Origin of the sequence: Pseudarthrobacter sp. BIM B-2242, from assembly GCF_014764445.1 — a bacterium.
GTDB classification, from domain to species: domain Bacteria; phylum Actinomycetota; class Actinomycetes; order Actinomycetales; family Micrococcaceae; genus Arthrobacter; species Arthrobacter luteus_A.
This window is the reverse complement of sequence record NZ_CP061721.1, coordinates 4,099,234-4,124,996: the sequence shown is the minus strand read 5'-3', so window position 1 is coordinate 4,124,996 and position 25,763 is coordinate 4,099,234. Positions and strand designations below refer to the sequence as shown.

At 66.5% G+C, this 25,763-nt stretch carries 21 protein-coding genes; 12 read left to right on the top strand and 9 right to left on the bottom strand.

Annotation, left to right across the window (positions count from 1 at the left end; genetic code table 11):
- Positions 1-76: 76 nt before the first annotated feature.
- From IDT60_RS19030 to catA, 3 genes are all read right to left on the bottom strand, one after another.
- Positions 77-1,780 (bottom strand): helicase HerA-like domain-containing protein, encoded by a 1,704-nt coding sequence (locus IDT60_RS19030; protein ID WP_191080250.1) that lies wholly within the window; start codon positions 1,778-1,780, stop codon positions 77-79.
- A gap of 9 nt (positions 1,781-1,789) precedes the next feature.
- A complete protein-coding gene (locus IDT60_RS19025) occupies positions 1,790-3,127 on the bottom strand; it encodes a benzoate/H(+) symporter BenE family transporter (protein WP_191080249.1) in 1,338 nt (445 codons plus the stop codon).
- Positions 3,128-3,234: 107 nt separating this feature from the next.
- Positions 3,235-4,131 (bottom strand): catechol 1,2-dioxygenase, encoded by an 897-nt coding sequence (catA, locus tag IDT60_RS19020; RefSeq protein WP_164204172.1) that lies wholly within the window; start codon positions 4,129-4,131, stop codon positions 3,235-3,237.
- Between the two features lie 317 nt (positions 4,132-4,448).
- Here catA and benA point away from each other — a divergent pair, with 317 nt between their 5' ends.
- The 5 genes from benA to IDT60_RS18995 all read left to right on the top strand — a co-directional run bounded on the left by benA (position 4,449) and on the right by IDT60_RS18995 (position 11,833).
- On the top strand, positions 4,449-5,843 hold the full coding sequence (gene benA / locus IDT60_RS19015; RefSeq protein ID WP_191080248.1) for a benzoate 1,2-dioxygenase large subunit: 1,395 nt from the start codon (positions 4,449-4,451) through the stop codon (positions 5,841-5,843).
- A 36-nt stretch (positions 5,844-5,879) separates the two neighbouring features.
- Complete coding sequence (gene benB / locus IDT60_RS19010; RefSeq protein WP_191080247.1) at positions 5,880-6,416, top strand: benzoate 1,2-dioxygenase small subunit; 537 nt, start codon at positions 5,880-5,882, stop codon at positions 6,414-6,416.
- A gap of 125 nt (positions 6,417-6,541) precedes the next feature.
- On the top strand, positions 6,542-8,113 hold the full coding sequence (benC, locus tag IDT60_RS19005; protein WP_191080246.1) for a benzoate 1,2-dioxygenase electron transfer component BenC: 1,572 nt from the start codon (positions 6,542-6,544) through the stop codon (positions 8,111-8,113).
- Positions 8,113-8,940, top strand: coding sequence for a 1,6-dihydroxycyclohexa-2,4-diene-1-carboxylate dehydrogenase (locus IDT60_RS19000; RefSeq protein WP_191080245.1), 828 nt, complete (start codon positions 8,113-8,115; stop codon positions 8,938-8,940). Before benC ends, IDT60_RS19000 begins: the two co-directional genes overlap by 1 nt.
- A gap of 61 nt (positions 8,941-9,001) precedes the next feature.
- A complete protein-coding gene (locus IDT60_RS18995) occupies positions 9,002-11,833 on the top strand; it encodes an AAA family ATPase (protein ID WP_191080244.1) in 2,832 nt (943 codons plus the stop codon).
- A gap of 76 nt (positions 11,834-11,909) precedes the next feature.
- Here the strand turns inward: IDT60_RS18995 and catC are convergent, their stop codons facing one another.
- The 4 genes from catC to IDT60_RS18975 form a co-directional block, all read right to left on the bottom strand.
- Positions 11,910-12,188 carry a muconolactone Delta-isomerase gene (gene catC, locus IDT60_RS18990; protein WP_191080243.1) on the bottom strand — a complete coding sequence of 93 codons (279 nt, stop codon included), beginning with the start codon at positions 12,186-12,188 and terminating at the stop codon, positions 11,910-11,912.
- Positions 12,189-12,213: 25 nt separating this feature from the next.
- Positions 12,214-13,317 carry a mandelate racemase/muconate lactonizing enzyme family protein gene (locus tag IDT60_RS18985; protein WP_191080242.1) on the bottom strand — a complete coding sequence of 368 codons (1,104 nt, stop codon included), beginning with the start codon at positions 13,315-13,317 and terminating at the stop codon, positions 12,214-12,216.
- Complete coding sequence (locus IDT60_RS18980) at positions 13,314-14,273, bottom strand: LysR substrate-binding domain-containing protein (RefSeq protein ID WP_164204188.1); 960 nt, start codon at positions 14,271-14,273, stop codon at positions 13,314-13,316. Before IDT60_RS18980 ends, IDT60_RS18985 begins: the two co-directional genes overlap by 4 nt.
- Before the next feature lie 127 nt (positions 14,274-14,400).
- On the bottom strand, positions 14,401-15,786 hold the full coding sequence (locus IDT60_RS18975; protein ID WP_191080241.1) for an aromatic acid/H+ symport family MFS transporter: 1,386 nt from the start codon (positions 15,784-15,786) through the stop codon (positions 14,401-14,403).
- Between the two features lie 283 nt (positions 15,787-16,069).
- Between IDT60_RS18975 and IDT60_RS18970 the strand changes: the two genes are divergently transcribed.
- Positions 16,070-16,768, top strand: coding sequence for a maleylpyruvate isomerase family mycothiol-dependent enzyme (locus IDT60_RS18970; protein WP_164204192.1), 699 nt, complete (start codon positions 16,070-16,072; stop codon positions 16,766-16,768).
- Here the strand turns inward: IDT60_RS18970 and IDT60_RS18965 are convergent.
- Complete coding sequence (locus IDT60_RS18965) at positions 16,754-17,230, bottom strand: GNAT family N-acetyltransferase (protein ID WP_370590756.1); 477 nt, start codon at positions 17,228-17,230, stop codon at positions 16,754-16,756. The two genes, IDT60_RS18970 and IDT60_RS18965, sit on opposite strands and share 15 nt — an antisense overlap.
- Positions 17,231-17,353: 123 nt before the next feature.
- On the bottom strand, positions 17,354-19,384 hold the full coding sequence (locus IDT60_RS18960; protein WP_191080239.1) for an FAD/NAD(P)-binding domain-containing protein: 2,031 nt from the start codon (positions 19,382-19,384) through the stop codon (positions 17,354-17,356).
- Between the two features lie 288 nt (positions 19,385-19,672).
- Here IDT60_RS18960 and IDT60_RS18955 point away from each other — a divergent pair, with 288 nt between their 5' ends.
- Genes IDT60_RS18955 through IDT60_RS18930 form a run of 6 tightly spaced genes read left to right on the top strand, consistent with a single transcriptional unit; the run spans position 19,673 to position 25,754 of the window.
- Positions 19,673-20,779 carry an amino acid ABC transporter permease gene (locus tag IDT60_RS18955; protein ID WP_223883810.1) on the top strand — a complete coding sequence of 369 codons (1,107 nt, stop codon included), beginning with the start codon at positions 19,673-19,675 and terminating at the stop codon, positions 20,777-20,779.
- Entirely contained in the window at positions 20,776-21,633 is an 858-nt protein-coding gene (locus tag IDT60_RS18950; protein ID WP_305072131.1) for an amino acid ABC transporter ATP-binding protein, read from the top strand. Before IDT60_RS18955 ends, IDT60_RS18950 begins: the two co-directional genes overlap by 4 nt.
- A gap of 12 nt (positions 21,634-21,645) precedes the next feature.
- The gene (locus IDT60_RS18945) at positions 21,646-22,686 is read left to right on the top strand and encodes a transporter substrate-binding domain-containing protein (RefSeq protein ID WP_191080238.1); all 1,041 of its coding nucleotides are present in this window, start codon (positions 21,646-21,648) and stop codon (positions 22,684-22,686) included.
- Positions 22,683-23,831, top strand: coding sequence for an LLM class flavin-dependent oxidoreductase (locus IDT60_RS18940; RefSeq protein ID WP_191080237.1), 1,149 nt, complete (start codon positions 22,683-22,685; stop codon positions 23,829-23,831). The genes IDT60_RS18945 and IDT60_RS18940 overlap by 4 nt, the downstream gene beginning before the upstream one ends.
- Positions 23,815-24,636, top strand: a complete 822-nt coding sequence (locus tag IDT60_RS18935) for a DUF1684 domain-containing protein (protein ID WP_191080236.1) — start codon at positions 23,815-23,817, stop codon at positions 24,634-24,636. The genes IDT60_RS18940 and IDT60_RS18935 overlap by 17 nt, the downstream gene beginning before the upstream one ends.
- Positions 24,633-25,754 carry an LLM class flavin-dependent oxidoreductase gene (locus IDT60_RS18930; RefSeq protein WP_223883809.1) on the top strand — a complete coding sequence of 374 codons (1,122 nt, stop codon included), beginning with the start codon at positions 24,633-24,635 and terminating at the stop codon, positions 25,752-25,754. Before IDT60_RS18935 ends, IDT60_RS18930 begins: the two co-directional genes overlap by 4 nt.
- Positions 25,755-25,763: the final 9 nt, after the last annotated feature.

Below are 25,763 nucleotides of genomic sequence, written 5' to 3'. Positions count from 1 at the left end.
TACCCCTTCTGAAGGGGGCGGGGGCTTCCTGACGCCCGACGGCGGGGGCGCAGAGTCAGACATCGTCCGGTTTTGCCTAACGGCGGCGCCGGGACGAAGTGCCAAACACGCCGCGGAGCAGTTCGCGGCCGAGCTGGGTGCCCATGGACCGGACCATGCTCTTGAGTCCGCCGCCTAACGCTCCGCCGAGGGCACCGGCGAGATCGCCTGCGAACCCGCCGCCCGCCGGTGCGGCCGGCTCAGGTGCACGCCGTGCCCGTTCGGGGGCCCGGTCCGGGGCCGGTGCCGGGCGGCTGCTTGGCCGGCCGAGGATCTCTTCTTCGATGCGGCGGGCTTCAGCGTCGACGTCGGCCTGGCCGGTACCGGTGTCTCCCGCGCTGCCTGGGACCGGGGGCTCACCCGGGGCGGCGTCGCCGGTGGAGGCTGCGGCCTTGCCGGTGAGCTTCTCGTAGGCGGAGACGTTGTCCACGGCGGTACCGTACTTGGCCAACAGTGCGGACCCGGCGACGGTGTTTTTGATGAGCTCGTCAGTGCTGGGGCCCATCACGGATTCCGGGGCCCGCAGACGGGTGTGGGCCACCGGCGTCGGCGCACCCTTCTCGTTCATCACCGTGATGACAGCCTCGCCGATCCCCGCGGATGTGAGGGTTTCCGCGAGGTCGTAGTCGCTGACCGGGAAGGTGGAAACGGTGGCTTTCAGGGCCTTCGCATCCTCGGGGGTGAACGCGCGGAGGGCGTGCTGGATGCGGTTGGCCAGCTGGCCCAGGACGTCGGCGGGCACGTCCTTGGGGGTCTGGGTGACGAAGAAGATCCCCACACCCTTGGACCGGATCAGCCGGACGGTGGTGGTGATGGCGTTCAGGAAGGCCTTGGATGCGCCGTTGAAGAGCAGATGGGCCTCGTCCAGGAAGAACACCAGCTTGGGCTTGTCCAGGTCGCCCGCTTCGGGCAGGTCTTCGAACAGGTCAGCCAGCAGCCACATCAGGAAGGTCGAGAACAGCATCGGCTTGGTCTGCAGCGTGGGCAGCTCCAGGCACGTCACCACGCCGCGGCCGTCCGGGGCGGTCCGGAGCAGCTCGGCGGTATCGAACTCGGGCTCGCCGAAGAACCTCTCCAGGCCCTGGGCCTCAAGGTTCACCAGTTCCCGCAGGATGACGCCGGCCGTGGCCTTGGACAGGCCGCCGAGTTCCTCCAGGTCATCCTTGCCTTCGTCCGAGGTGAGGAACTGGATGACGGCGCGGAGGTCCTTGAGGTCGATCAGCTCGAGGTTGTTTTTGTCCGCAAAGTGGAAGACCAGCTGCAGGCTGGACTCCTGGGTGTCGTTGAGCTCCATCACGCGGGAGAGCAGAATGGGGCCGAACGAGGTGATGGTGGCGCGTACCGGAATGCCGTTGCCGTCCCCTCCCAGGGCAAGGAACTCCACCGGGTAGGTCTTGCCTGCCCACGCCTGGCCGATGCTGTCGGTGCGGGCCTTCAGTTTCTCGCTGCCGGTTGCCGTCGTCGCCAGGCCGGACAGGTCGCCCTTGATATCTGCAAGGAACACGGGAACGCCGGCCGCGGACAGCTGCTCTGCCATCATGTGCAGGGTGACAGTCTTGCCGGTGCCGGTGGCGCCGGCCACCAGCCCGTGGCGGTTCATCATGGCCAGCGGCAGCCGGACCTGCGCTTCCTTGTGCAGTTCGCCGTCGACGATGGCGGCACCCAGTTCGATGGTGGCACCTTCCAGGGTGTAGCCCTTCTGGATGGTGGCGAGCTTCTCTGCAGCGGTTTTCTTGGCCATGCCGCTAGCTTAGTTGGCCGAGGCCTTTACAGGTGGTGCAGACGTGCGGCTTGTCGGTTTGGCGTTGTGGGCGGCATGGTCTGCGTGCTCAAGGACGCGGGACACCGTGTAGCCGATGACCAGGCCCCAGAACGCGGGATGGATATTGAAAAGGCTCAGGCCGGACATGGTCACCACGAACGTCACCAGGGACCCCAATGTGAACGCCGTGGCGAATGCGGCCACGAACGCCTGCTGGAGAGCCCGCAGCATGGCAATGCCGCCCAGGGCGAGGATGAATTCCGTAGGCGCGGCGAGCATGAGCTGCGTGAGCGCGGGAGCCAGGAGGGCACAGGCCATTGCCAGGACGCCGAACACCACGGCAGCAGTGTACTGGCGCCCCTTTGTTCCGGAAGACGTCAGGAGGGCGTTGGTGGGGCCGGTCACGCACGCTGAGACAGCGCCGCAGCCTGCGTTGAGCAACGAAAAGGCGCCCGAAACGATGGCGAAGACGTTGACCGGCGGATGGTGGCCGGCGGCGCGGAGAACCGCGATGCCCTGGCCATTCTGAACGAACAACACGGTGAGGGCCAGGGGAACCACGAGCTCAAGCTGGGCGGCCCAGGTGAACTCCGGAAGGGTGAAGACCGGGGCGGCCAGGACCGGTCCGCCCGCATGGAAGGAGAACTGACCGCTTGCCGCGACGGCGAGGCACCCCGCCACCAGGGTGCCGAGTACCGGTGGAAGGAACCGGCCAAGGGCGGGCACGGCGGTGAGGACCAGGAAAGCGACCACCATGGGGGCGGCCACCACCGGGTTCGCCTGGGTTGAGGCGACGATGTCCGTGCCGAATTTGAGGAACACGGCGGCCACCATGGCCATAACAATCGGCATCGGAACGGCTGCCATGATCCGACGGATTACCCCGGTGGAGCCCAGCGCGAGGACGAGAAGTCCGGACGTGAAGAAGGCCCCCACCACTTCCGCGAAGGACAGGTGCTGCAGGGACGGACCCAGGAGCACGGTCCCGGGAATGGACCAGGCGAAGCCCAGCGGCTGTCGGTAGAGGAGGGACATCACCACGGTGGCCGCCCCGCCCGAAAAGAGGATGCCGAACACCCAGGACGCGAGCTGGGCTTCGGTCAGTCCTCCCGCGGCCCCGACGGCCAGGGTTACAGCTATGGGACCGGAGGCGGAGAAGACGAGGCCGATTACCCCGTTGGAGACATAGGGCAGGCCCAGGTCGCGGATAACCTGGCGTACGCCTGCAGGGCGCACACCCGGGCGCTCCAGCAGTGGCTGGCGACCGTGGGCCGCAACGTTTTCCGCGGGAGGGGTGATGGGCGGGTCCTGACGGGATGGCAGCATTGGGGCTCCTGGCGACGGCGGCAAAAAAACAGGCGCCCCGGAGTTTTCACTCCGGGGCGCCTGCGGTGCCGGGCCGAGGCGCCGGCACCGATTGTCAGCGGTGGTTCTTACTTGTGCTGGCCTTCCTTGGCGAGGACGTAGTCGTAGACCACTTCCTCCCCGGCGCCGCCATCCGTGCGCGGCTTGGGGTCGAGCATCAGTTCGGGCTTGACTGCCGAGGCGATGTCGTCAGCGTTGTGCGGGTCGCCGGGGAAGTACAGCTGCTGGGTTACGGGCTGGAAGCCGGGTGCGGAAACCTTGATGTGGATGTGTGCAGGGCGCCAGGCGTGCCAGCCTGCGGCGTTGATCAGCTGCCCGCAAGCACCGTCCGTCGGAATCTGGTACGGCGCCGGGCGCATCGTGTTGATTTCGAAGCGGCCGTCGTCATCTGCCTTGATGGTGCCCCGGAAGAGCCAGTCGGGCAGGCCCGGTGCGTACTGGGAGTAGAACCCGGCGCTGTCGGCGTGCCAGATTTCCACCTGGGCATTCTGGATGGGGTTACCGTCTGTATCGGTGAAGCGGCCGCTGAAGTGCAGCGGTGTGCCCTCCTCGTCCTCACGCATTTCGACGGTGCCGGGGGTCTGGAGCACCGGGGAGTCCGGGACGTAGTAGGGCCCTTCGATGGTGCCCACGGTGCCGGGACGGTCCTGGGAGTTGACGTCCTCCACGGTGTGCTCGAGCCACACGTCAAGGAACAGGGGCCATTCCCCGTCAGTTCCCACCTTGATGAGCCAGGCTTTGAGTGCGTTGTACTCCTCGTAGGTGACCTGGTGTTCCACGACGATGTCGTTGGCGGCCTTGATGAGTGCCCCCGCCAGCAGGCTCACTCGTTCCTTCGGTACATCCAGGTGGGAGAGCTTGCCTGAGGCGGCGAAGCGTTCGGTGGCCTTGGAGCCGGCTTCGACGGCAGTGCCCTCGTCCTCTTTGCGGGTGTCTGCTTGGGTCTCGGTCATGGTGATGTCCATACTCCTCTTTGAATGGGGACAGGAACTGCTCCTGGACCCGGAGTGAACCGGAGGGGGCAGGATCTGAACCTGCCGCGGCGCAGTTCGGTGATGTCAGTTTCATCGTAGGCGCGAAATAAGGACGCTACAAATATCGATTTGGCCTGTTTTCTGTCATTAACCAGACATAAAGACACCCTTGGCCGAAGCTAGGTGTTTGCCTGATGTGAGTGCGGTCACCGTAAGGAAGACTGGCGTAACAACGTCCCCCTGGGCACCGCGGGTTGGCCCGGACCTCCCGCTCATCCGTCCAGCACCCTCCATCGAAGGAGCACGCCATGACCGAGAACCTGGCCCATGTCCGCGAGGTCCTTGCCGACGCCGTGATCGATGACCGTGAGAACGGCGTCATCCGAGCCAAGCGCGAAATTTTCACCGACGAAGAAATCTTTGAACTGGAGATGAAGCACATCTTCGAAGGCAACTGGGTTTATCTCGCCCACGAATCCCAGATCCCCAACGTGGGGGACTACTTCACCACCAACATCGGCCGCACGCCGGTGATGATTACCCGCGACAAGGACGAAAAGCTCAGCTGCCTCGTCAACGCCTGCTCACACCGCGGCGCCATGCTGTGCCGCCGCAAGACGGACAACCGCACCACTTTCACGTGCCCGTTCCACGGCTGGACGTTCAAGAACTCCGGTGAGCTGCTGAAGGTGAAGGACTCGCGAAACGCGGGCTACCCGGAGACCTTCAACAAAGAGGGATCCCACGACCTCACCAAGGTGGCCCGCTTCGAGTCCTACCGCGGCTTCCTCTTTGGTTCCCTGAAGGCGGATGTGCTCCCGCTCGAGGAACACCTGGGTGACGCCACCAAGGTGATCGACTCCATCGTGGACCAGTCCCCGGAGGGACTGGAGGTGCTGCGCGGTGCGTCCACGTACACCTATGACGGCAACTGGAAGGTGCAGGCAGAGAACGGCGCGGACGGTTACCACGTCACCGCCGTGCACTGGAACTACGCCGCCACCACGGCACGCCGTACCGCCGGTGACTCCGCCAACAAGACCAAGGCCATGGATGCCGGCAAATGGGGCAAGGTCAAGGGCGGTTTCTATTCCTACGACCACGGGCACCTGCTGCTGTGGCAGGAATGGACCAACCCGGAGGACCGCCCGCTGTGGGACCGCCGTGACGAGCTCGTTGAGAAGTACGGCGAGGAGATGGCCAACTTCATGATCAACATCTCGCGCAACCTCTGCCTGTACCCGAACGTCTACATCATGGACCAGTTCTCCTCGCAGATCCGCCACTTCCGTCCCATCTCTGCGGACCAGACCGAGGTGACCATTTACTGCATCGCGCCCAAGGGTGAATCGCAGGAGAACCGGTCAAAGCGGATCCGCCAGTACGAGGACTTCTTCAACGCCACCGGCATGGCCACTCCCGATGACCTCGAGGAGTTCCGGTCCTGCAACAAGACCTACTGGGCCACTTCGGCGCCCTGGAACGACATGACCCGCGGTTCCACGCACGAGATCGCGGGCCCCGATGAGCAGGCGCAGGCGCTGGGCATGACCAGGGTCATCGCGTCCGGCATGCGCACCGAGGATGAGGGGCTGTACCCCATTCAGCACGGGTACTGGAAGGAAGTCATGGACCGGGCACTGGCGGAGGCCGAGACCGAAGCCGAAACCTCCGCGCTGGACGCTGTCCCAGTCATCGCCTGACCCAGCCCACGTGGAACCAGAGAGAGTGCAGAACCCATGACCAACCTGACAAAACCCGCTTCGGCGCTCAAGAGTGCCGAGGAGATCGCCGCCCTCGAAACCGTCCGCTCGTTCCTGTACAAGGAAGCCCGCCTGCTCGATGACCGCCGGTTCGATGAGTGGCTTCAGTGCTACCACCCGGACTCCGAGTTCTGGATGCCCGCCTGGGACGTCGATGACCGTCTGACCGAGGACCCGCAGAACGAGATCTCGCTCATTTACTATGACAACCGCGGCGGCATTGAAGACCGCGTCTTCCGGATCAAGACGGACCGCTCCTCAGCCACGTCCCTGCCGGAGCCCCGCACGGGGCACAACCTCACCAACATCGAAATCATGGAGCACGACGGCGACCAGGTGAAGGTGCGCTTCAACTGGTTCACCCTCTACTTCCGCTACAACACCACGGACACGTACTTCGGGACCAGCTTTTACACGATGGATCTCTCCGGCGGCGAGCCGGTCATCATGAAAAAGAAGGTTGTCCTCAAGAACGACTACATCCACCACGTTGTGGACGTCTACATGATCTGACGGCCAGCGCCGGTGCCCGGCATGTGCCCGGCACCGGCCTTGGCCGTTTCACCACCCGTGCCCCCCGGAGGGCACATCCGCACTACCCCGGGTCGCATCGAGGCGCCCCCAGCCAGGAGGAAACCATGGGCCACAAAGTAGCCCTCAGCTTTGAGGACGGCGTCACCAAGGTCATCAAGGTCGGCGATTACGAGACCGTGATGGACGCCGCCTATAAGGCACGCATTAACATTCCGTCGGACTGCCGGGACGGGGCATGCGGCACCTGCAAGGCTTTCTGCGACTCCGGCACCTTCGATCCGGGCGACTACATCGACGACGCGATGACGGAGGAGGAACTCGACAAGGGGTACCTGCTCACTTGCCAGGCGGTCCCTGAGTCGGATCTGGCCATTCAGATTCCTGCCACGTCGGAATCCGCCAAAACCTCAGCAACCACCTTCACTTCCACCATGACGGAACTCAACAAGCATTCGGAAACTACAGTTTCCTTCACCCTGGAGGCGAAAAACCGGGAGGCCCTGGCTTTCCTCCCGGGCCAATACGTCAACATCAAGGTCCCCGGAACGGACGCGGAGCGCTCCTATTCGTTCAGCAGCGGCCCCGAGGTGCAGGATGCGTCGTTCATGGTGCGGGTGACGCCGCAGGGTGCGATGTCCGAATACCTGCGGGACAGGGCGGCCGTGGGCGACACGATCGAGTTCACGGGTCCCTACGGATCCTTCTTCCTGCGTGAGCCCAAGCGGCCCCTCCTCCTGCTGGCAGGCGGCACCGGCCTGGCCCCGCTCCTGTCCATCCTCGAGAAGCTTTCCGAGAACCCGGCGTCGGTGCCGGTCCACCTGATTTACGGCCTGACCAGGGAAGCGGACATCGTTGGCCTGGACTGGTTGCGCGAGTATGAGGCGAAGCTGCCCGGATTCACCTGGGACTACATTGCCTCCGAGCCGGGCACGTCCGCTCCGCACACGGGTTATGTCACCCAGATCATCGAGCCAAAGCACCTGAACGACGGCGACGTCGACATCTACCTGTGCGGTCCGCCTCCCATGGTGAACGCTGTGTCGAAGTGGCTGGATTCTGAGGGCATCAAGCCCGCCAACTTCTACTTCGAGCGCTTTGCCCCGAAGGAAACCACCGGGGGCGACGCGGAAACAGGCGCACCGGCACCAGCAGAGAAGATCGAGGCCGAGGGCGACTCGATGAGCCGCAGCGAGGCGGTCTCTTCCCTCGAAACCGGCCGGCTGGACTTCCGCAAAGAGGACAGCTTCGCCCAGCTGGACGCGCGCATGGGACTGGAGCTCGCGGTGAGCGAACTGATGCTGGGCCGCCTCAGCGAGGAGCAGCTGCAGCAGTTCCGGCGGCTCGCCGAGGCCACCGGCCGCTCGGTGGCTGCCGGCACCATCCAGGAACCGGATGAGTTCGCACGGACCAACGAGGAGTTCCACGAATACCTTTTTGTGGTCTGCGACAATCCCATGCTGCTTGAGTCCTACCGCCGGCTCGACGTCCACGCACAGATGGCTGCAGCCTTCGAAGCCGGAACCGCAATCTTTGAGCGGGTCACACAGGACCATCTTGATGTGGTTGACGCCTTTGAGCGCCAGGACAAGGCACGGGTCCGGGAGGTCATCATGGCCCACGCCCACGATGCCAAGGAAACGATGGCCGGAGCTATCGACGCGAAGGCGGGCCGTTGATGACCCGGGCATACGCGGGACAGTTCATTACTCCCGGCCGGTACGCCGGCAAGGTCGCCGTGGTGACCGGTTCCGCCCAGGGCATTGGCCGGAAGGTGGCCGAGCGCATCGGTGCCGAGGGCGGCGCCGTCGTCCTCGTAGACCGGGACGAATCGGTCCATGAGGTGGCGCAAGGAATCCGGGACGCCGCACAGGGTTCCGGTTCGGAAGGCTCTGCCACATCGGTGACCGCGGACCTGGAGACTTTCGCCGGAGCGCAGCAGGCCGTGGACGCGGCATTGGCCGCCCACGGCCGGGTGGACGTCCTGGTCAACAATGTTGGCGGCACCATCTGGGCCCGCCCGTATGAGGAATACGACGAGGACAAGATCGAGAAGGAGATCCGCCGCTCACTCTTCCCTACCCTCTGGACCTGCCGCGCGGTACTGCCGGCCATGCTGGAGCAGGGTTCGGGCACCATCGTCAACGTTTCATCCGTGGCCACCCGCGGCATGTACCGTGTGCCGTATGCGGCGGCGAAGGGCGGTGTCAACGCCCTGACCCAGTCACTGGCGATGGAGGTTGGCGGTCGCGGCATCCGCGTGGTGGCGGCGGCCCCCGGCGGCACGGAGGCGCCGCCCCGCAGGGTCAAGCGGGGACCCGAGGCCGAATCTGCCACGGAAAAAGCCTGGTACCAGGTGATCGTTGACCAGACCGTGGACTCGTCGTTCATGAAGCGCTACGGGACATTGGACGAACAGGCTGCACCCATCGTGTTCCTGGGTTCGGATGAAGCGTCCTACGTGACCGGCAGCATCCTTCCGGTCGCCGGCGGCGACCTGGGCTGAGGACAGCATGTCGGATGGCCGCCGCCGGGGCCGGAACGGCGGCTCCGGTAGAGTTGCGGCCATGACGGCGCCCTCCATCCACGGTGAAATGGCGGAGGACTTACCGCTTGTTGGCCGGTCGGGGGTCTTTGAGGAACTGTTGGCGGTTTTCCGGACCGTCCGCAAAGGCAAGGTGGGTGCCGTGGTGGTCTCCGGTCCCGCCGGGTCCGGGAAAACCGCGGTTCTGGAGCTGTTTCTTGAGCACTGCCGCACCGGGGCCCGTGGCGTCCGGGTGCTGTCCGCCATGGGTGACGAGTGGGAGGCGCAGTTTCCCCTCGCCGGCTACTCCCAGCTCATGCTCACCTCGCCGCTCCGCTCGGCCAAGGATTACGACGGCGGACCGGCCCTCCCCGCGGGTCCCGTCGCGGCTCTTACCCCCGCCCAGGTTGTTAATTACGCTGCCACCCTCAGCACGCATCTGGAGGCACTGCAGTCCCACGGAAGCGTCGTTGTCGCCGTGGACGACGTCCACAAACTCGATGTGGAGAGCCTGCGCATCCTGACTTTCGTTATGCGGCGGTTGCACGGAAAACGGGTTCTGTTTGTCCTGACGCTCAACCCCGACGATTCCTTACGCGTTCCTACCGGTGTGCTGGACTTCCTGACGGGCCATCAGGTGGCCACTATCCCGCTGGAGCCGCTCACGCCGCAGCAGGTGCAGGATCTCGCCAGGAGGATGCTCGGCATCGACCTGAGTGCGACGGCTGCCCACGGCCTGGTCCGGCACACCGGAGGGCTTGCACAGCCGGTCGTGGAGCTGCTCCAGGAGTTGCCGCCGGAAACCTGGCAGACGTGGTTTCCCTCTCTGCCTCCAACGTCCCGTGTGCGCGCCCGGGTGCGGAGCGTCCTCGCTGCAGCGTCCCCCGGGCTGGTTGCCGTCGCGGAGGCCGCGGCAGTGCTCGGGAGTGCCCCAAGCATGGCAGACGTTTCCCAGGTCAGCGGGGCGGAATCCGTTATGGAAGCACTCGATGAGGGACACCGTGCCGGGCTGCTGGGGCTGACGGTTGACCAGGCCCGTTCCGCCGTTGTGTTCTTTGGACCGGGCACCGCGGAGGCCGTCTATGAACAGATCGTTCCCAGCCGGCGCATCGCGCTTCATCGGCTGGCCGCTGAGGCGGTGCAGCCCGAGGGTGAACGGTTGGGCCACCGCGTCTCCGCCACACCGGGCGCCGATGAGGCCCTGGCGGAGGAGCTGGAGGAATTCGCCCGGCTTCAGGCCCGGGTAGGGGCGTGGCAGGATGCCTCCACGGCTTTGTTCTCGGCGTCCCGGCTTTCCCTGGACATCCGTTCCCGGAATGACAGGCTCCTGAGGGCCGTGGATGCCCTGGTGGGTTCCGGCAACATTGCCCAGGCCCAGATGTGGACGGCGGCAGTGGACGCCCTGCCGCCGTCGCCGCTCCGTTCCTCCGTCCTGGGATACCTCTCGACAGCGTCGGGACAGAACGACAGCGCACAGACGCAGTTGGAGATGGCCTGGCGCACGTCCAGCCCGCAGCATGATCCGGCGGCCGCCGCGCAGGTGGCCCAGCGCTTCGTCCTGCACGGCGTGGCATCCTGGGACGGCCCGATGATTACCACCTGGGCTGAACGGGCTATGGAACTTACCGAGCCGGAAAGCCCCGCCCACATCGAATCGGAGGCCATCTACGGCCTGGGCCTGTATGCGCAGGGCAGGCTTTCGGAGGCGGAGGCCTCCTATCACCGGGCCTTCGAACATGCTGCGGAGAACGCCCAAAAACAGCGGGTCCAGATGGGGGCGGGCTGGCTGGCACTGCGGCTGGACAACGCTGAGACGGCGCTGGTGAACTTCGAGTCAGCAGCCCCCACGGAATACCGTGGCGGCTCGATGCGGATTTCCCTCTGGGCCGAGGCCTGGCTGGCGCGCACCCACCTGGTGCTCGGCAACTGGGATGCTGCGGCCGCTACAGTGGCGCGCGCCTCCGTACGCCTTGAGACCTCGCGAATGCCGCTGATCCGCCCGCTGCTTTACTGGACTGCCGCTGAGCTGTGGTCCCTGCGGGGAGACTGGGAGCGCGCCCGTTACTACGTCTCCCAGGCCGCCGTGCAGCCCGGGACATACCGCGCCATGCAGGTGCCGGCGAGCCTCGCCCGCGCCCGCTTCCACGAGGCGAGGGCGGACTATGAAGGCGCTTTGGCCGTCCTCCAGCCGCTGACGGAGCTTGACCCGTGGACCGAGCACCGGGTGTCCTTCTGGCCATGGCAGGACACCTACGTCAACGCCCTTGTCATGACGGACCAGCTCGACGCCGCCGACTCCTTCCTCACCGCGTTTGAGCGGGTGCCCCGCGAACGGGATATACCTTCGGATATGGCGCGGATGGCGTGGGCGAGGGGACGGCTCGTGGCGGCGCAGGGAGACCCGGACACCGCCAGGGAACATTTCGAGGCGTCCCTGGGGCACCTCAGGGGCCTCAACCGCCCATATCTGCGGGCACGGGTTAGTTTCGCCTTCGGCCAGAGCATGCGGCGGGCGGGCAAGCGGCGCCTGGCTTCGACCGTCCTGCGCGCGGCCCGCGACTTATACGACTCCCTGGGGGCGGCCACCTACGTGGAACGGTGCGACCGGGAGCTCAAGGCAACAGGGCTCGACGCCGGAAACGTTCCGGACCCTGCCGACCCCGTGCTGACCGCCGTCAGCAACCACCATCTCCAGCTCACAGCGCAGGAACGGGCGGTGGCCGAACTGGTCGCAGGCGGTGCCACCAACAAGGAAGCGGCCCGCGCGCTGTTCCTGGCGGAGAAGACCGTGCAGTACCACCTGACCCGGCTCTACCGAAAAATGGGGATACGCTCCCGCAGCGAGCTCGCGGCCGCGTTCCGGGCCAAGGACTGACGCCGGAACACGGCCGCGCTTTACGTGCTTCTGCACCGGCGTTTACTTGACGCCGGTGCCTACCTGACGCCGGCGTCTACTTGACGTCTGAGGGGTGCTTCGCGAGCGGCACCACCGAGATGTCCATGTAGGGGAACAGCGGCAGGTTCTGCAGGATCTCGTGGAGTTCGTCGTTCGAATCGACGTCGAAGATCGAGTAATTGGCGTATTCGCCCACCACGCGCCAGATTTCCGGCCACTTGCCGGAGCGCTGCAGCTGCTGCGAGTAGGCCTTCTCCGTGGCCTTGATCTCCGCGACCTCATCGGCCGGCAGGTCGGCGGGAATGTTTACGTCCATGTGGACCAGGTACTTCATGAATGTCCCTTCGGTAAAGCGGTTGCTATTTGTCGGTGCGGTAGAGGGCGAGCTTGTCTTCGTCAACGGCGGTACCCACACCGGGGCCCTCAGGGACACGGATGCGTCCGCCGGTGATGGCCAAAGGCTCAGCCAGCAGGTCGTCGGCCATGTCCAGGTAGTTGGAAAGTTCCGCTGCACGTTTGGCCGTGTGGGCGAAGGCTGCGCCGAAGGTCACCGAGGCGGCCGTCCCGACCTGCGTGTCGATCTGGTTGCCGATGTAGACGTCGATGCCCATGCCCTCGGCCATCCCGACGATTTTGGCGGCCTCCGTAAAGCCGGACCGGGCCGTCTTCACCGCCAGGAGGTTGGCGCCGCCGGTGAGGATTTCCCGTGCGGCTTCACCGAGGTTCGGGGCGGATTCATCTGCGGCGATGGGAATGGGGGAGCTGGCCACGAGGCGGCGGCGGCCCAGGACCTCGCGGGCGTCGTCGGGCTCCTCGAGGAACTGCAGGCCCAGATCCGCCGTGCGGCGAAGTACTTCGGCCGCCTCGTTGGCGGACCAGCCGCGGTTGGCATCCATATAGAGCTCGGCGTCTTCGCCCAGGCCTTCGCGCAGTACCCGGGCGGCCTCGACATCGAGGTAAAGGGGGCGCCGGCCGGTCTTGAGTTTGAACGTGTTGATGCCGTACGTCCCGCGGAACTCCAAGGCCAAAGCCAGCAATTCCTCGGCCGGTTTGAAGCCGAGCATGTGGGAGACGCGCAGCGAGTCCGTGTACCCGCCCAGCAGTTTTGTCACGGGCTGACCGAGCGTCTTGCCGATGACGTCCCAGAGCGCGATGTCCACTGCGCCCTTGGCGGTCTGGTTGTGCACCGTCCGGTACAGGACGGCCTGGACCTTTTCGCGGTCGAAGATGTCGACGCCGATCAGCTGCGGGGCAAAAATGTCCTCCACCACCGCAACGATCGACTTTTGCGTCTCACCGTAGGTGTACGGGCGCGGCGGGGTGTCAGCGATGCCCACCACGCCGTCGTCCGTGCGAAGCCTGATCAGCACGTGGTCCGCCTCGTGCACGGACCCGGACGCGAAGTGCAGCGGATGAAGGTAAGGGATCGAGTACGGAATCGCCTCAATGGCTGCGATCTTCATGCGTGGGTAAGCCTTTCATCTGTAGGAAACTCATCCGTGGGAACCGGCGCAGGGCCGGGGGCCGGGGCAGGCGCCGCGGCTCCCGCGGTTGCGGTCGCCACGACTTCCAGGAAGTTGTGCAGCAATGCTGAATGATGTCCGCGCAGCCAGGCGACAGCCAGCTCCACTTCGGGGACGTTTTCAATCTCCCGGTAGGCCACGCCTTCAAGCTGGAACGCCTGCACGCTGGACGGCATGACCGCCACCCCGCCGCCTGCGGCTACGAACGCCAGCATGGTCGAAGTTTCCCCGACCATCTGGGTGATGCGCGGCTGGAAGCCCGCCTGGCGGCACAGGTCCGCGGTGGTGCGGTAGAGCACGGACTCGGGTCCGTAGGCGATGAAATCCTGGTCCTGCAGCTCGTGCATCGCCACCGGCCGGTCCACGGCCAGGGCGCTGAACGAGGGAAGGGCGACAACCAGCGGCTCCCGGGTCACAGTCCTGTAGTCGATGTCCTGCGAAGCGACGGGGGGCCGGAGCAGTGCTGCGTCCAGGGTGCCGTCCCGCAGCCCCTCTTCCATGGAAGGTGTGAGCATTTCGCCGTGCAGCGCAAGGGACAGGCCCGGCAGGACCTGTTTCGCAAGGCGGGCGATCCGGGGCATCACGCCGTACGTTGCCGACCCTGAGAAGCCCACCCGCAGGACCCCGGTTGCGCCCCGCCCTACCTGGTAGACATCGGCCTGGAGGGTGGCGACGTCGTTGACGATCTGCCGCCCGCGGTCCAGCAGGAGCTGGCCTGCCGCCGTGAGGTCAACCCTGCGGGTGGTCCTGTTGAGCAGCTTGACGCCCAGCTGATCTTCCAGCTGCCGGATCTGCTGTGAGAGGGGTGGCTGGGCCATATGCAGGCGCTTGGCGGCGCGGCCGAAGTGCCGCTCCTCGGCGACTGCGATGAAATAGTTCAGCTGGCGGATGTCCAAAGGTGGTCCCGTCCTTCCGCTCACCGGCCCCGATGCCGTTCTACGATTTATTCAAAGAATAACCATAATAAGCCCTACTAGGATATTTTGCAGACGTAATGTTGCTCAGCCGGCCATGCCAAAGCGCCTACTTCAGCTGCACCGCCGGAAGGCTGTCCTCTGTCCGGCCTTCGACGAGCTCCTCCACCTGGTGCCCGGCCTCTTCCAGCTTGCGCTGGCGGGGCACCAGGACAGTGACCAGGCCACCGACCAGGGCCACAGCCCCGTAGATGTAGAAGGCCGTGGATCCGCCGATGCCTGCGGCGGCCAGCCAGCCGCCGATGATCGGACCGAGCACCCCGCCGAGCCGCCCCACGCTTGCGCACCAGGCCACACCCGCGGCCCGGGCGTTGGTGGTGAAGTAGTTGGACTGGAAGCCATAGATCAGCACCTGGGTTCCCAGTGTGCCCACGCCGGCGAGGGCGATGAAAGCAAAAAGCAGCGGCAACGGAAAGCTGAAGGTCATGAGTGCCAGGGAAATGGTGGCCAGCGCGAACGTGGCCGCGATGACCCGCTGGGGGCCGTTCTTGTCCGCCAGCCGGGATGCGAGCAACCCGCCCGCCACCGCGCCGAGGTTCAGTGCCAGCGGGAAGAACAGGGAGTACGTCCGCCCGTAACCGTAGCCCTCCATGATTTTGGGCAGCCACGTGTTGAGCCCGTACGTCAGCAGAAGGCCGCAGAAGGACATCATGCCCAGCAGAACGGCCGCCACGGCGAACTGGCGGGAAAACACGGCTGCAAAGCCTGATTTCAGCGGTGCGGCGCCGGCCTGCAGGATGACCCGCTCTTCGATCAGCGGGACGCCGGTGCGCTGTGCGGCGGCCAGGGCCTCCTGTTCGCGGCCACGGGACAGCAGCCACCGCGGTGACTCCGGGAGTTTGCGCCAGGCGATGGGCAGGAGGATGACCAGCGGCAGCGAGCCGATGATGAAGAGCCCGCGCCAGCCGATGCTGTCGAGGAAAAGAATGCCCAGGACGGAGGCAAGGACACCGCCTGCCGGGATGCCTGAATACACAATGGCGTTGTAGAACTGCCGCCTTCCCGCTGGCGCGAATTCGGCCATGGTGGCGCCGGCGCTGGCGATGACTATGCCCAGCCCGAGCCCGGTCGCAAACCGCAGGGCACCAAAGGCAGGGACGCTGGTGGCAAAGGCCGTGGCGAACATGCCGACGGAGAACCAGGCGATGCCCAGGAGCATCAGCCGGCGACGGCCGAAAAAGTCACCGATAGCCCCGCACACCAGGGAGCCGACGAGTACCCCGATGAGCGCCCAGGATCCCAGGAGGCCGGCGGTGACTGCATCAAACGCTCCGATCTGGCCCGCGTCCGCGAGCAACCCTGGCAGGACGGTGCCGTAAATGACGAGGTCGTAGCCGTCAAACAGGAGGGCTGTGCAGATGATGAAGGCCACCCAGTTGGCAGTGCGTGCCTCCTTTTGTGGGTTTTCGGCTAGTACGGCATGCGGTTGTGACATGGTCTCCGAGTCCTCTCTGACTGAAGGGGAAGCCGGCGGCGCCGGAAGTGTCCGGCGGGGCCGTCCTCTGATTGCTTCAGCCTGACAGGAGTGTGACCCAAGCCATATGAGGGGATTCCCCGGCTTTCCGCCCGGGGGGTATTCATAGGCTGCCGGTCTCAAACGGACGGTTTTGGGGAGTCAGTGCCCCGGGTGCGCTGTCCGTATCAGTCCAGACGATCTGGATATGGAAGGCGGGGCCGGAACGGTGGTTTGTCAACCGGCCCGTGGGTAGGCTGGCAAAATGATCAACCCTGCGCGCCTTTACTCGGACCTGTCCCGCCTCGGCCGGGAATCGGACATGTTTTTTGCCACCGTTGAGTCCCTTGCCGACGACGAGCTGACCGTTCCCTCGCTGTGCGAGGGATGGACCCGCGCCGAGGTCATTGCCCACGTCGCATCCAGCGGCCGGGCGCTGGTAAACCTCATCGACTGGGCAACCTCCGGCGAGGAGCGTCCCCTGTACGCCTCAGGCGAGGCCCGCGCCGCGGAGATCGCAGCCTTGGCGGCACTGCCGCGGCAGGAGCTCATCGGGGAAGTTCGGGAGTCCGCCCGTAACTTTGCCGAACAGGCACAGCGGCTCAGCGGGGAACTCGCAGCCACGGAACTGCAGGTAAACGGCAAGGCAGTCCCTGCCACGTCCATCGTGGCGCTCCGGATTGCCGAGGTGGTGATGCATCACCATGACCTCGACACCGCATGGACCATCGAGGAGGCGGATCCGGATTCGCTGCTGAACGCCCTCGAAGCCGTAGTGCGGTCCCTGCGCGCCAAGGGCGCTCCCGGGATGACGCTGGTGACCGAAGAGCGTGACGAATGGGTCATCGGCGACGGCGGAGTGCGCGTTGTGTCCGACCGCGAGGGCCTGCTCCAGTGGCTGGCGCGCGGCGACGCTGAACATGTCGACATTGAAGGGCCCGTGCCGGTGCTACCGGCCTGGTGAGGCACACCCCCGCAGGTCCTTGGTAAATGCGAGGGACCCGATTAGTTCAGGGTCCCCGTCAAGGTCGAACTGTGCCTCATATCCCGTGGTGAGGTACAGGTGCCTGGCTTCGGGCTGCCGGGGACCGGTGGTGAGATACACGCGCCGGTAGCCGCGCCGCGCTGCCAGCGATTCCAGTTCCGCCAGCACCAGGCGGGCCAGTCCGCGCCGGCGGTGCGCCGAGTGTGTCCAGATCCGCTTGAACTCCGCGGTGTCCGCGTCATACTGGCGGAACGCACCGCCCGCCACGGACGCGCCGTCCTCCTGGATCACCAGCAGCGCACCGCCCGGCCCTTCGAATTCCGACGCCGGGTAGCGGTTGAGCTCCTCGGCGGCGGCGCCGCGCCCAAACCGGTCGCCGTACCGGGAATCGTATTCCACGGCCAGCTCGTCCAGGAGGGGGCGGACGCGCGGATCGTGCATGGGCAGGTTCAGGACTGTCAGCGCCGCAGGATTCAGCGGCGGCCGCAGGGTGCCGGCCGGATCCGCTGAAGCATGCTCCGGCACGTCCGGTCCGGCAGGAAAACGGGTTGTTGCATTCATCCTTCAGGGCCTTCCGACGGCGGCAGGTTGGGCAGGTGCGTCCTGTCCGGGGGAGTGGGTGGACGCTGTGTGGATGGACGCTGGGCGTCTCGAGACCAGCGACGCGGCAACGCCCAGCACTGTCCGGGCGAGGGCGTCATTTTCGCGGAACGGGGCCGCGTTTGTCCCCGGCCGGGCAAAGGCGCCGGCGCCCCAGCCCGACGTTCCCGGGCCCACGGCGAAGAGGCGGCCTGCCGGCCGGCCCTGCCCGTCCAGGAGCGCGTGCCGGTCAGAGACGAGCAGTTTTCCGGTTGAATGGATGCCGTCCGCGGTGAGCAATTGCTGCTCGGTACCCAGCCCGGCGGAGTGCAGCGAGGCCAGCATCGGGTTGAGTGAGCGGACCACGGACGTTGAAGGCAGCCGGGCCTCGATGAAGGCCCTGGCCCGGACAACGAAGCCGGTCTGCGCCGACCCGGCCACAAACTCCCCGGTGGACTCGTCGGCCGTCACGCTCAGCCCGGGACCCAGGAAGCGAAGCAGTCCGGCCCGGTGCAGTGCCAGCATCTCGCGCAGCCGGCGCGGCGGCGGCCCGGAGTCCACAAAGCTGAAGAATCCGTGCCACCAGCCGTGGACCGTCTGCTGGGACCTGGCGTTGAGCCGCTCGGCCGGGACAAGCCGGCCAAGGTCCATGTACACCTTCAGGAGCGCCACAAAGAGGGCCATCGTCTCGGGATGGTCCGGGCTGTCGCGCAGCGCCAGATCCTCGTCAATGTAGCGGGCCACTGCCTCCTGGACGTCGGCGGCTCCGCCGAACTGCCTCCGGGCGAAGGGCCGGTCCAGGGCGTCGAGGTCAAGGCGAAGGGCAGGGTCCGGAACGGCCGAGGCCACCAGTTCCTCCCGTGCGGGGCTGTCCCAGTCCAGTCCGGCAAAACGCGCGGAAAACTCCGGCCAGCCCGTGCGGACCCGCTCCGGGCTGCCGGTGAACAGTTCCCGGTAATACCCGTACCCGGCCTCCTTGGCGATGAGTGGCCACAGGTGCTCCCGGAAATCCAGCTCGGCATGGCTGTCCAGCAGGGCGTCCACCGCGTCGGAGGTGAAGAAGCGCAGCGCGCCGGGCGCCTCACCCTGCAGGGAGGCGGAGATTTTGGAGTGGTACGGCACGCCGCGCCTTGATCCGGCCCACAGCCGCGGTTCGCGGCCGGACGCCAGATACCTCAGGCCGCCGCCGGCGGTTTCCTCGAACCGGCCGCCGCGCCCCTCCATCAGCAGGACCAGCAGGTCCACAAACGCCAGGCCCATGCCGGCGACAATCACGTCCTGGCCGGGTGCCAGGGGTGAATAGTCGACGTCGGTGGTGTAGCTGGGTGGCACATGGAAACCGCCGTGCCGGGCGGCAAAGCCGGACCAGGAAGCGGACGCGGCATCGGGCCGCGAGTCTGTGTGGCCCAAGGCGTTCACCACGACGTCGGCGTGCAGCGTCCCGCCGTTGGCCAACCGCACCAGGTGCGAACCGGAGCTGTGCGAACCGTCGTCGTGAGCGTCCAGGTGCGGACCGTCTTCGGGGGCGCGGCGGGGCGCAGGCTCCACCGCCACCGCGGTGGAGCGGTGGACCGTGACGGTGCCGCCGAGCTTCGCAACGGCCCGGCGGAAGAACCACTCCAGGTACTGGCTGTTCAGCTGGCGGGTGGGGAACGTGGCGCCGGTGAGCGTGCGAAGCTGCTCGCGCAGGGCCAGGGGAAAGTCCGGGACGTCCGTGATGGACCCGTCCAGCACGCCGGCCGCCCACTCGGCGAGTCCCGGCCCGTCGGCGGCGGGGCCCTCGCAGGCAACGGAGGAGTCGGTGAACATGGTGACGTCCGCGGCCGCCGAGTTCAGCATCAGGCCCGGGTGCTGGTCGTACCGCCAGATGCGGCCGGAGCCGGGCTCGTAGGGTTCCACCACATGGATATCCAGCGGTCCCGGGAACAGCGCCCGGTTGGCGGCAAGCCGTTCCAGCACTCCTGCCGTCCGCGGACCGCCGCCGACAAAAACAACGGAGGGTGCGTGCGCTGGCATGGGGGCTCCTGGTTCGGGACGGCGGTTGAGTGCCCATGCTAGGCAGCGCGTCCGACGTTGGTCGAGGGCCTGGTCACGCCCGTTAACTCCGCGTCACAGCACGTCAAACGGCGCAAGAAACCGACTCATGACGCCGCATGTAGCCCGGTGAAGTAATGCAACCAGGCGCCTTGCTGCCCCTTTCCCGGCGGCCCTAGATTTGCAGCCAGCACGCCGGAGCTTCCCGCTCCGGCATCCTTTCCGGGCATCCCTCCGCGGACGCCCCCGACAGACGAAACGAGGTGGCGCATGAGTTCAGCAGCAACCAACGTGGCCCGGCCGGCAGAGTCAGCACGGACCGAGCCAGAGGCAGCACAAGCACAGCCGGAACAGTCGCTGTCCGCCCAGGCCCGGCCGGCTGCCGGACCGTCGCCTGCCGGGGCAGGAGCGTCGGGTCGAGGCCCGTCCGGCACCAACCCGGGACGCGGGCCCGCCACCGACTACTCGGGGTACCCGCTGGTGGCTTCAAAGCATCCCTGGCGGTGGGCGGGAACAGCAGTGGTGGCCCTCGGTGTGGCCGGGATAGCGTGGTCGCTGGCCACCAACCCGCGCTGGGAGTGGGGAGTGGTGGCGCAGTGGTTCACCGCCCAGTCCGTGGTCAACGGGCTCCTGGAAACCCTGAAGCTGACGGCCATTTCCGGCCTGCTGGGGTTTGTGCTGGGCTTCATCCTGGCGCTGATGCGGCTGTCCGCGTCACCGCTCCTGGTCTCCGTCTCGTGGACGTTCTCCTGGATCTTCCGCTCCACGCCGCTCCTGGTCCAGATGCTTCTTTGGTACAACCTGGGCTACCTGTACGAGAAAATCAGCCTGGGCATCCCGTTCACGGACGTCCGCTTCTTCGAGGTGCAGACCACCACCCTGATCAGCCAGTTCGCGGCCGCAGTGCTCGGCCTGACCCTGAACCAGGCCGCCTACTCGGCGGAGATCATCCGCGGCGGGATCCTCTCCGTGGACCAGGGGCAGCTTGAGGCAGCCGCCGCGCTGGGCATCCCGGCCTGGCGACGCTCCACCCGGATCGTCCTGCCGCAGGCCATGCGCGCCATTCTGCCCACGGCCTTCAACGAGATCATCGGCCTGGTCAAGGGCACCTCGATTGTTTACGTCCTGGCCTATTCGGAGCTCTTCTACACCGTCCAGGTCATCTATAACCGGACCCAGCAGGTGCTGCCGCTGCTGCTCGTGGCCACGCTCTGGTACGTGGTGATCACCTCCGTCCTAAGCGTTTTCCAGTACTACATTGAGCGGCACTACTCCAAGGGTGCACTGCGGAGCCTGCCGCTGACGCCGCTGCAGAAAGCCCGGAAATTCTTCGCCACCCACGCCGCGGCACCCAGCCGAGCAAGGAGCCCCCGATGAGCACCGCCGTCGAACACGCCTCGTCCGGAACGGCCACGGCCGCCGGCAGCGCTGAATCCGCCTCCCCGGCAGCCACCCGCGGCCTGGTGGAAATCACCAAGGTCCGGAAGTCGTTCGGCGCCACCGAAGTCCTGAAGGGCATCACCCTGACGGTCGAGCCCGGGGGAGTGGCCGTGATCGTGGGTCCGTCCGGCTCCGGCAAGTCCACCCTGCTGCGCACCATCAACCACCTTGAAAAGGTGGACGGCGGGCAGATCGCCATCGACGGGAAGCTGGTGGGCTACGAGGTCCGGGGCAAGCGGCTGCACGAGCTGCGCGAGCGGGACGTCCTGAAGCAGCGCACCGAAATCGGCATGGTGTTCCAGAACTTCAACCTGTTTCCGCACCTCACCGCGCTGGAAAACGTGGTGGAGGCGCCCGTTGTGGCGCAGGGCCGTTCCAAGGAGGAAGCCCGGCGCCGCGGACTGGAACTGCTGGACAGGGTGGGCCTGAAGGACCGCGCCGGCGCCTACCCCCGCCAGCTCTCCGGCGGCCAGCAGCAGCGCGTCGCGATCGCCCGGGCGCTTGCCCTGGATCCCAAGATCCTGCTGTTCGACGAGCCCACCTCCGCCCTTGACCCGGAACTGGTCAACGAAGTGCTGGACGTGATCCGCGAACTGGCTAAGTCCGGCACCACCCTGATCATCGTCACCCACGAGATGGGCTTCGCCCGCGACGTGGCGGACACCGTGGTGTTTATGGACGAGGGCCGGATCGTGGAACAGGGCAGCCCCCAGGAACTCTTCACCAACCCCCAGGAACCACGCACCCGGAGCTTCTTCTCCAAAGTGCTCGAACCGGCTTTCAACATCTAAAGGACCCTTCCCATGGCACTTCTTACCAACCCCGCCCGCCGCGTGCGCACCCTGGCGGCCCTGCCCGCCGTTGTGCTGCTTGGAACTGCGGCGCTCGCCGGCTGCGCTGATCCCGGCGCAACGGCTGCCGGGTCCGCCACCGGAGGCGCGCAGACGACGGCGGCACGCAACGGCGTGGTCTACAACACCGCCCCTGACCAGCAGCGCATCCGGGCAGAGAAGGATGCGGCGCTCGCCGCCAAGGTCCCGGAGCTCATCGGCAAGGACGGCAAGCTGACCGTGGCCACCACGGCCGGTTCCATCCCGCTGTCCTTCCACGCCACCGACGACAAAACGCCGATCGGTGTGGAGCTGGACCTGGCCCAGCTGGTGGCGGACAAGCTGGGGTTGGAACTGGACGTCCAGATCACCTCGTGGGAGAACTGGCCGCTGAAGACCCAGTCCGGCGATTTCGAAGCGGTGTTCTCCAACGTGGGCGTCAACAAGGACCGCGTGAAGCTGTTCGACTTCGCCACCTACCGCGCGGCGTACATGGGCTTCGAGGCCAAAAAGTCAGCAACCTATGACATCAAGGGCGCGGATGACATCTCCGGGCTGAAGGTCTCTGTAGGCTCCGGAACGAACCAGGAGAAGATCCTGCTGGCGTGGAACAAGGAACTGGAAGAGAAGGGCAAGGCTCCCGCGACGCTGCAGTACTACTCCTCCGACGCGGACACCATCCTGGCTCTCTCCTCCGGCCGGACCGATCTCAACATCGCCCCGTATCCCTCCACCGTGTACCGGGAAAACACCCGCGATGACCTGAAGGTTGTGGGCAAGGTCAATGCCGGCTGGCCCTCCGAAACGCTGGTGGCCGCCACGACGCTTCGCGGCAACGGCCTCGCGCCGGTCCTCGGGGACGCGGTGAACTCAGCCATCAAGGACGGGTCCTACGCCAAGGTCCTGGAACGCTGGGGACTGACCGAGGAAGCCCTGCCGGAATCCAAGACCATCACGGAGGAAACCTTCGCCGCGGCCCAGGCCAGCGCAACCCGGACCGGGGCGGCAAAATGAAGTTCCAGGTCCTGGACATCATCCCGCACCTGAAGAATCCGCTGACGGGAGAGATCGTGTCCACCGCGGACCGGCTCAACCAGGTGGTGGAAACGGCCCGCCGAGCCGAAGAGCTTGGCTTCGACAGCTTCTCGGTAGGGGAACGCCATGCGGGCGAGTTCATTTCCTCCTCGCCCACCACGGTCCTGGCGGCCATCGCCGCCGTCACGGACAGGATCCGGCTGCAGAGCGGCGTCACGGTGCTGGCTGTGCTGGATCCCGTCCGGGTGGCCGAGGACTATGCCACCATCGACCAGCTCAGCCGTGGCCGGCTGGAACTGGTGATCGGCAAGGGCAACGAAGTCCTCCAGTACCCGCTCTTTGGCCTGGACCTCGATGACCAGTGGGACCTTCTGGCCGAGAAGTACGGACTGCTGCGGCGGCTCTGGCGCGAGGAGGGCGTGACCTGGTCCGGCCGGTTCCGCGCGCCGCTGACCGAGCCAACCACCACCACGCCCAGGCCCTTCGCCGGTCCGCCCCGGATTTGGCACGGGTCGGCTACAACGCTGACATCGGCCGCGCTTGCTGCCCAGTGGGGCGACCCGCTGTTTACCGCGAACGCCATCCAGCCGCGCGAAAACTACAAGGTCCTGATCGAGCATTACCGCGAGGAGTATGAGCGCCACGGCCATGATCCCAAGCTGCAGTTCCTGGGTTCGGGCAGCGGTGCCGGCGGTGTGTTTATCGCGGACACCACCCAGGAGGCCATCCGCCAGTACGGCCCGGTCTACGAGGCCCTGACGGCCAACCGCAACGTGCCCGGGAACAATTCGCCGTTCCGCGACATCCAGCACGCCGTGGCAGAAGGCCCCGCCCTGGTGGGCAGCCCCGAACAGGTCATCGACAAGATCCTCAGCTACCACGGGCTCTACGGACACGACCTGCAGTCCATCTCCCTGCCCACCACGCTGCCCTTCGAGCAGCAGCTGGACATCCTGGAACGGTTCGCCCTGGACGTCATTCCCGCCGTCCGCGCAGCAGCGCCCACCACTTTGTGGGAGGCCGGGGATCCTTACGGCAGCCGCCCCGAATCCGCCGCCAGCCATGCAAACAGCCTTTCAAGCAGCCATTTAAGCAGCAGGAGTGAGAATGCCCTTGTCCACTGAAACAGCCCAGGAATCCTTCGACGCCGACTGGCAGGAATGGCACGCGGCGCACGAGCGCCACCGCGCACACCCGCACGGTTTCCTGGCGGTGACCCACCTGCACTGGCTGGGCAGCGAACCCGCCCGGCTGGAAGGCGCCCCCGGCACCTGGAGTGCGGAGGACGACGTCGTCCGTGTGGTCCTCGAGGCGGGCGAAAGCCTGCAGCGGGACGGGCAGGAGCTGAACGGCGCGGTGACCCTGGGCTCCATCGAGGAGCGCGGCGGCATCAACCTGGTGGCCGGCGAGACGGTCATTGAGGTGGCCAAGCGCGGCGGCGAGTACATTGTGCGGCCGCGGAATCCGGAAAACGGGCTGCTGCGTGACTACCAGGGGACGCCGGCCTATTCGCCGGATGCGGCGTTCGCCGTCCGTGGAACGTACGAGCCGTTCGAGGTGCCGCGGCCCACCACGGTGGGTGCCGCCGTCGAGGGCATTCAGCATGTCTACGAAGCGCCGGGCGAAATCCGCTTCAAGCTGGCCGGCCAGAAGCTGGCGCTGACGGCGTTCAACGGCCACGCCCCGGGCTCGCTGTCGGTGCTGTTTACCGATCAGACCTCCGGCGCGACCACGTACGCAGCCAACCGCTCACTCTCGGTGGTTCCGGCCGCGGACGGGTCTGTGCAGCTTGATTTCAACAGGGCCGTGAATCTGCCCTGCGCCTACACCGACCTCGCCACCTGCCCGCTGCCGCCGGCGGAAAACCGGCTGCCGGTGGCCATCGCGGCCGGCGAGAAGATTCCCTACGAACGGCAGGACCAGCTGTGAGCATCTCTGAATCATCCGCAGTAGAACCAAACGCTACTGCACGCCGGGCGGGATTCCTCGCCATCGAGCTCGACGGCGCCGGCCGGGAGGGCGGGGACATTTCCCGTGCCGTGCTTGCCGCGGAGTCCGCCGGATTCCACGTAGCCACTTTTGCTGACGCGCCCGGTCCCGGCCGGGCCAACGCGCTGCAGCGTGCCGCCTTCGCCGGCCCGGTGACCCGCACGATTGCCCTGGTCCCGGAACTGGACACCGTCTACACCGAGCCGTTCCACGTCTCCACCCAGCTCGCGAGCCTCGACTACGTCTCCGGCGGCCGGGCCGGGTGGATTGCCACCGCGGCAGAGTCTCCCCAGGCGGCCGCAGCCGTCGGACGCACCAGCGCCACGGGTGGGGCCCTCAGCCAGGAAGCCGCCGCATCCATCGAGGTGTCCCGCCGGCTGTGGGACTCCTGGGAGGACGATGCCGTGATCCGCGATGTCGCCACCGGGCGGTACATCGACGTGGACAAGCTCCACTACGCGGACTTCGAGACCCCGGCCGGGTTTGCCGGCGCCGGCTACTCGGTCAAGGGTCCGTCCATCATTCCCCGGCCGCTGCAGGGTCAGCTTCCGGTGATTGCCGCCGCGTCCCTGGTGGGCGAAGGGCAGGTTCCCGCAGACGCCGTGGACGGCGTGCTTGTCAGTGCGCCGACACCTGAATTGCTCGCCGCCGAGGTGCGCGATGTCCGCGTACGGCTGGGCGGGTCCGTGGCGGTCATCGCCGAACTCGACGTCGTCCTGGACTCCCGCGGGCAGGCTGCGGCTGAGCGGGAGGCCTCTGGTCGGCCGGGCTCCGGTGCAGGTGGTTCCGAAGGTGGCCGCGCGCGTTATGCAGGCACTGCGGCCGGACTGACTGACCTCCTGGCGGAGCTGCTGTCGGAGGCCGACGGCGTCCGTCTCCACCCGGCGTCGCTCGCCCTGGAGCTGGACGAACTTTCCCGCCTGGTCCTGCCGGAGCTTCGGCGGACCGGCGCCCTGCGGGCGCCGGTTCAGGACGGAACCTTCCGTGACCTGCTGGGCCTCACCCGCCCGGCCAGCCGCTACGCATACTCAGCCGCGGCCGTTGCCGCCGGAAACTAAGGGGCAAAC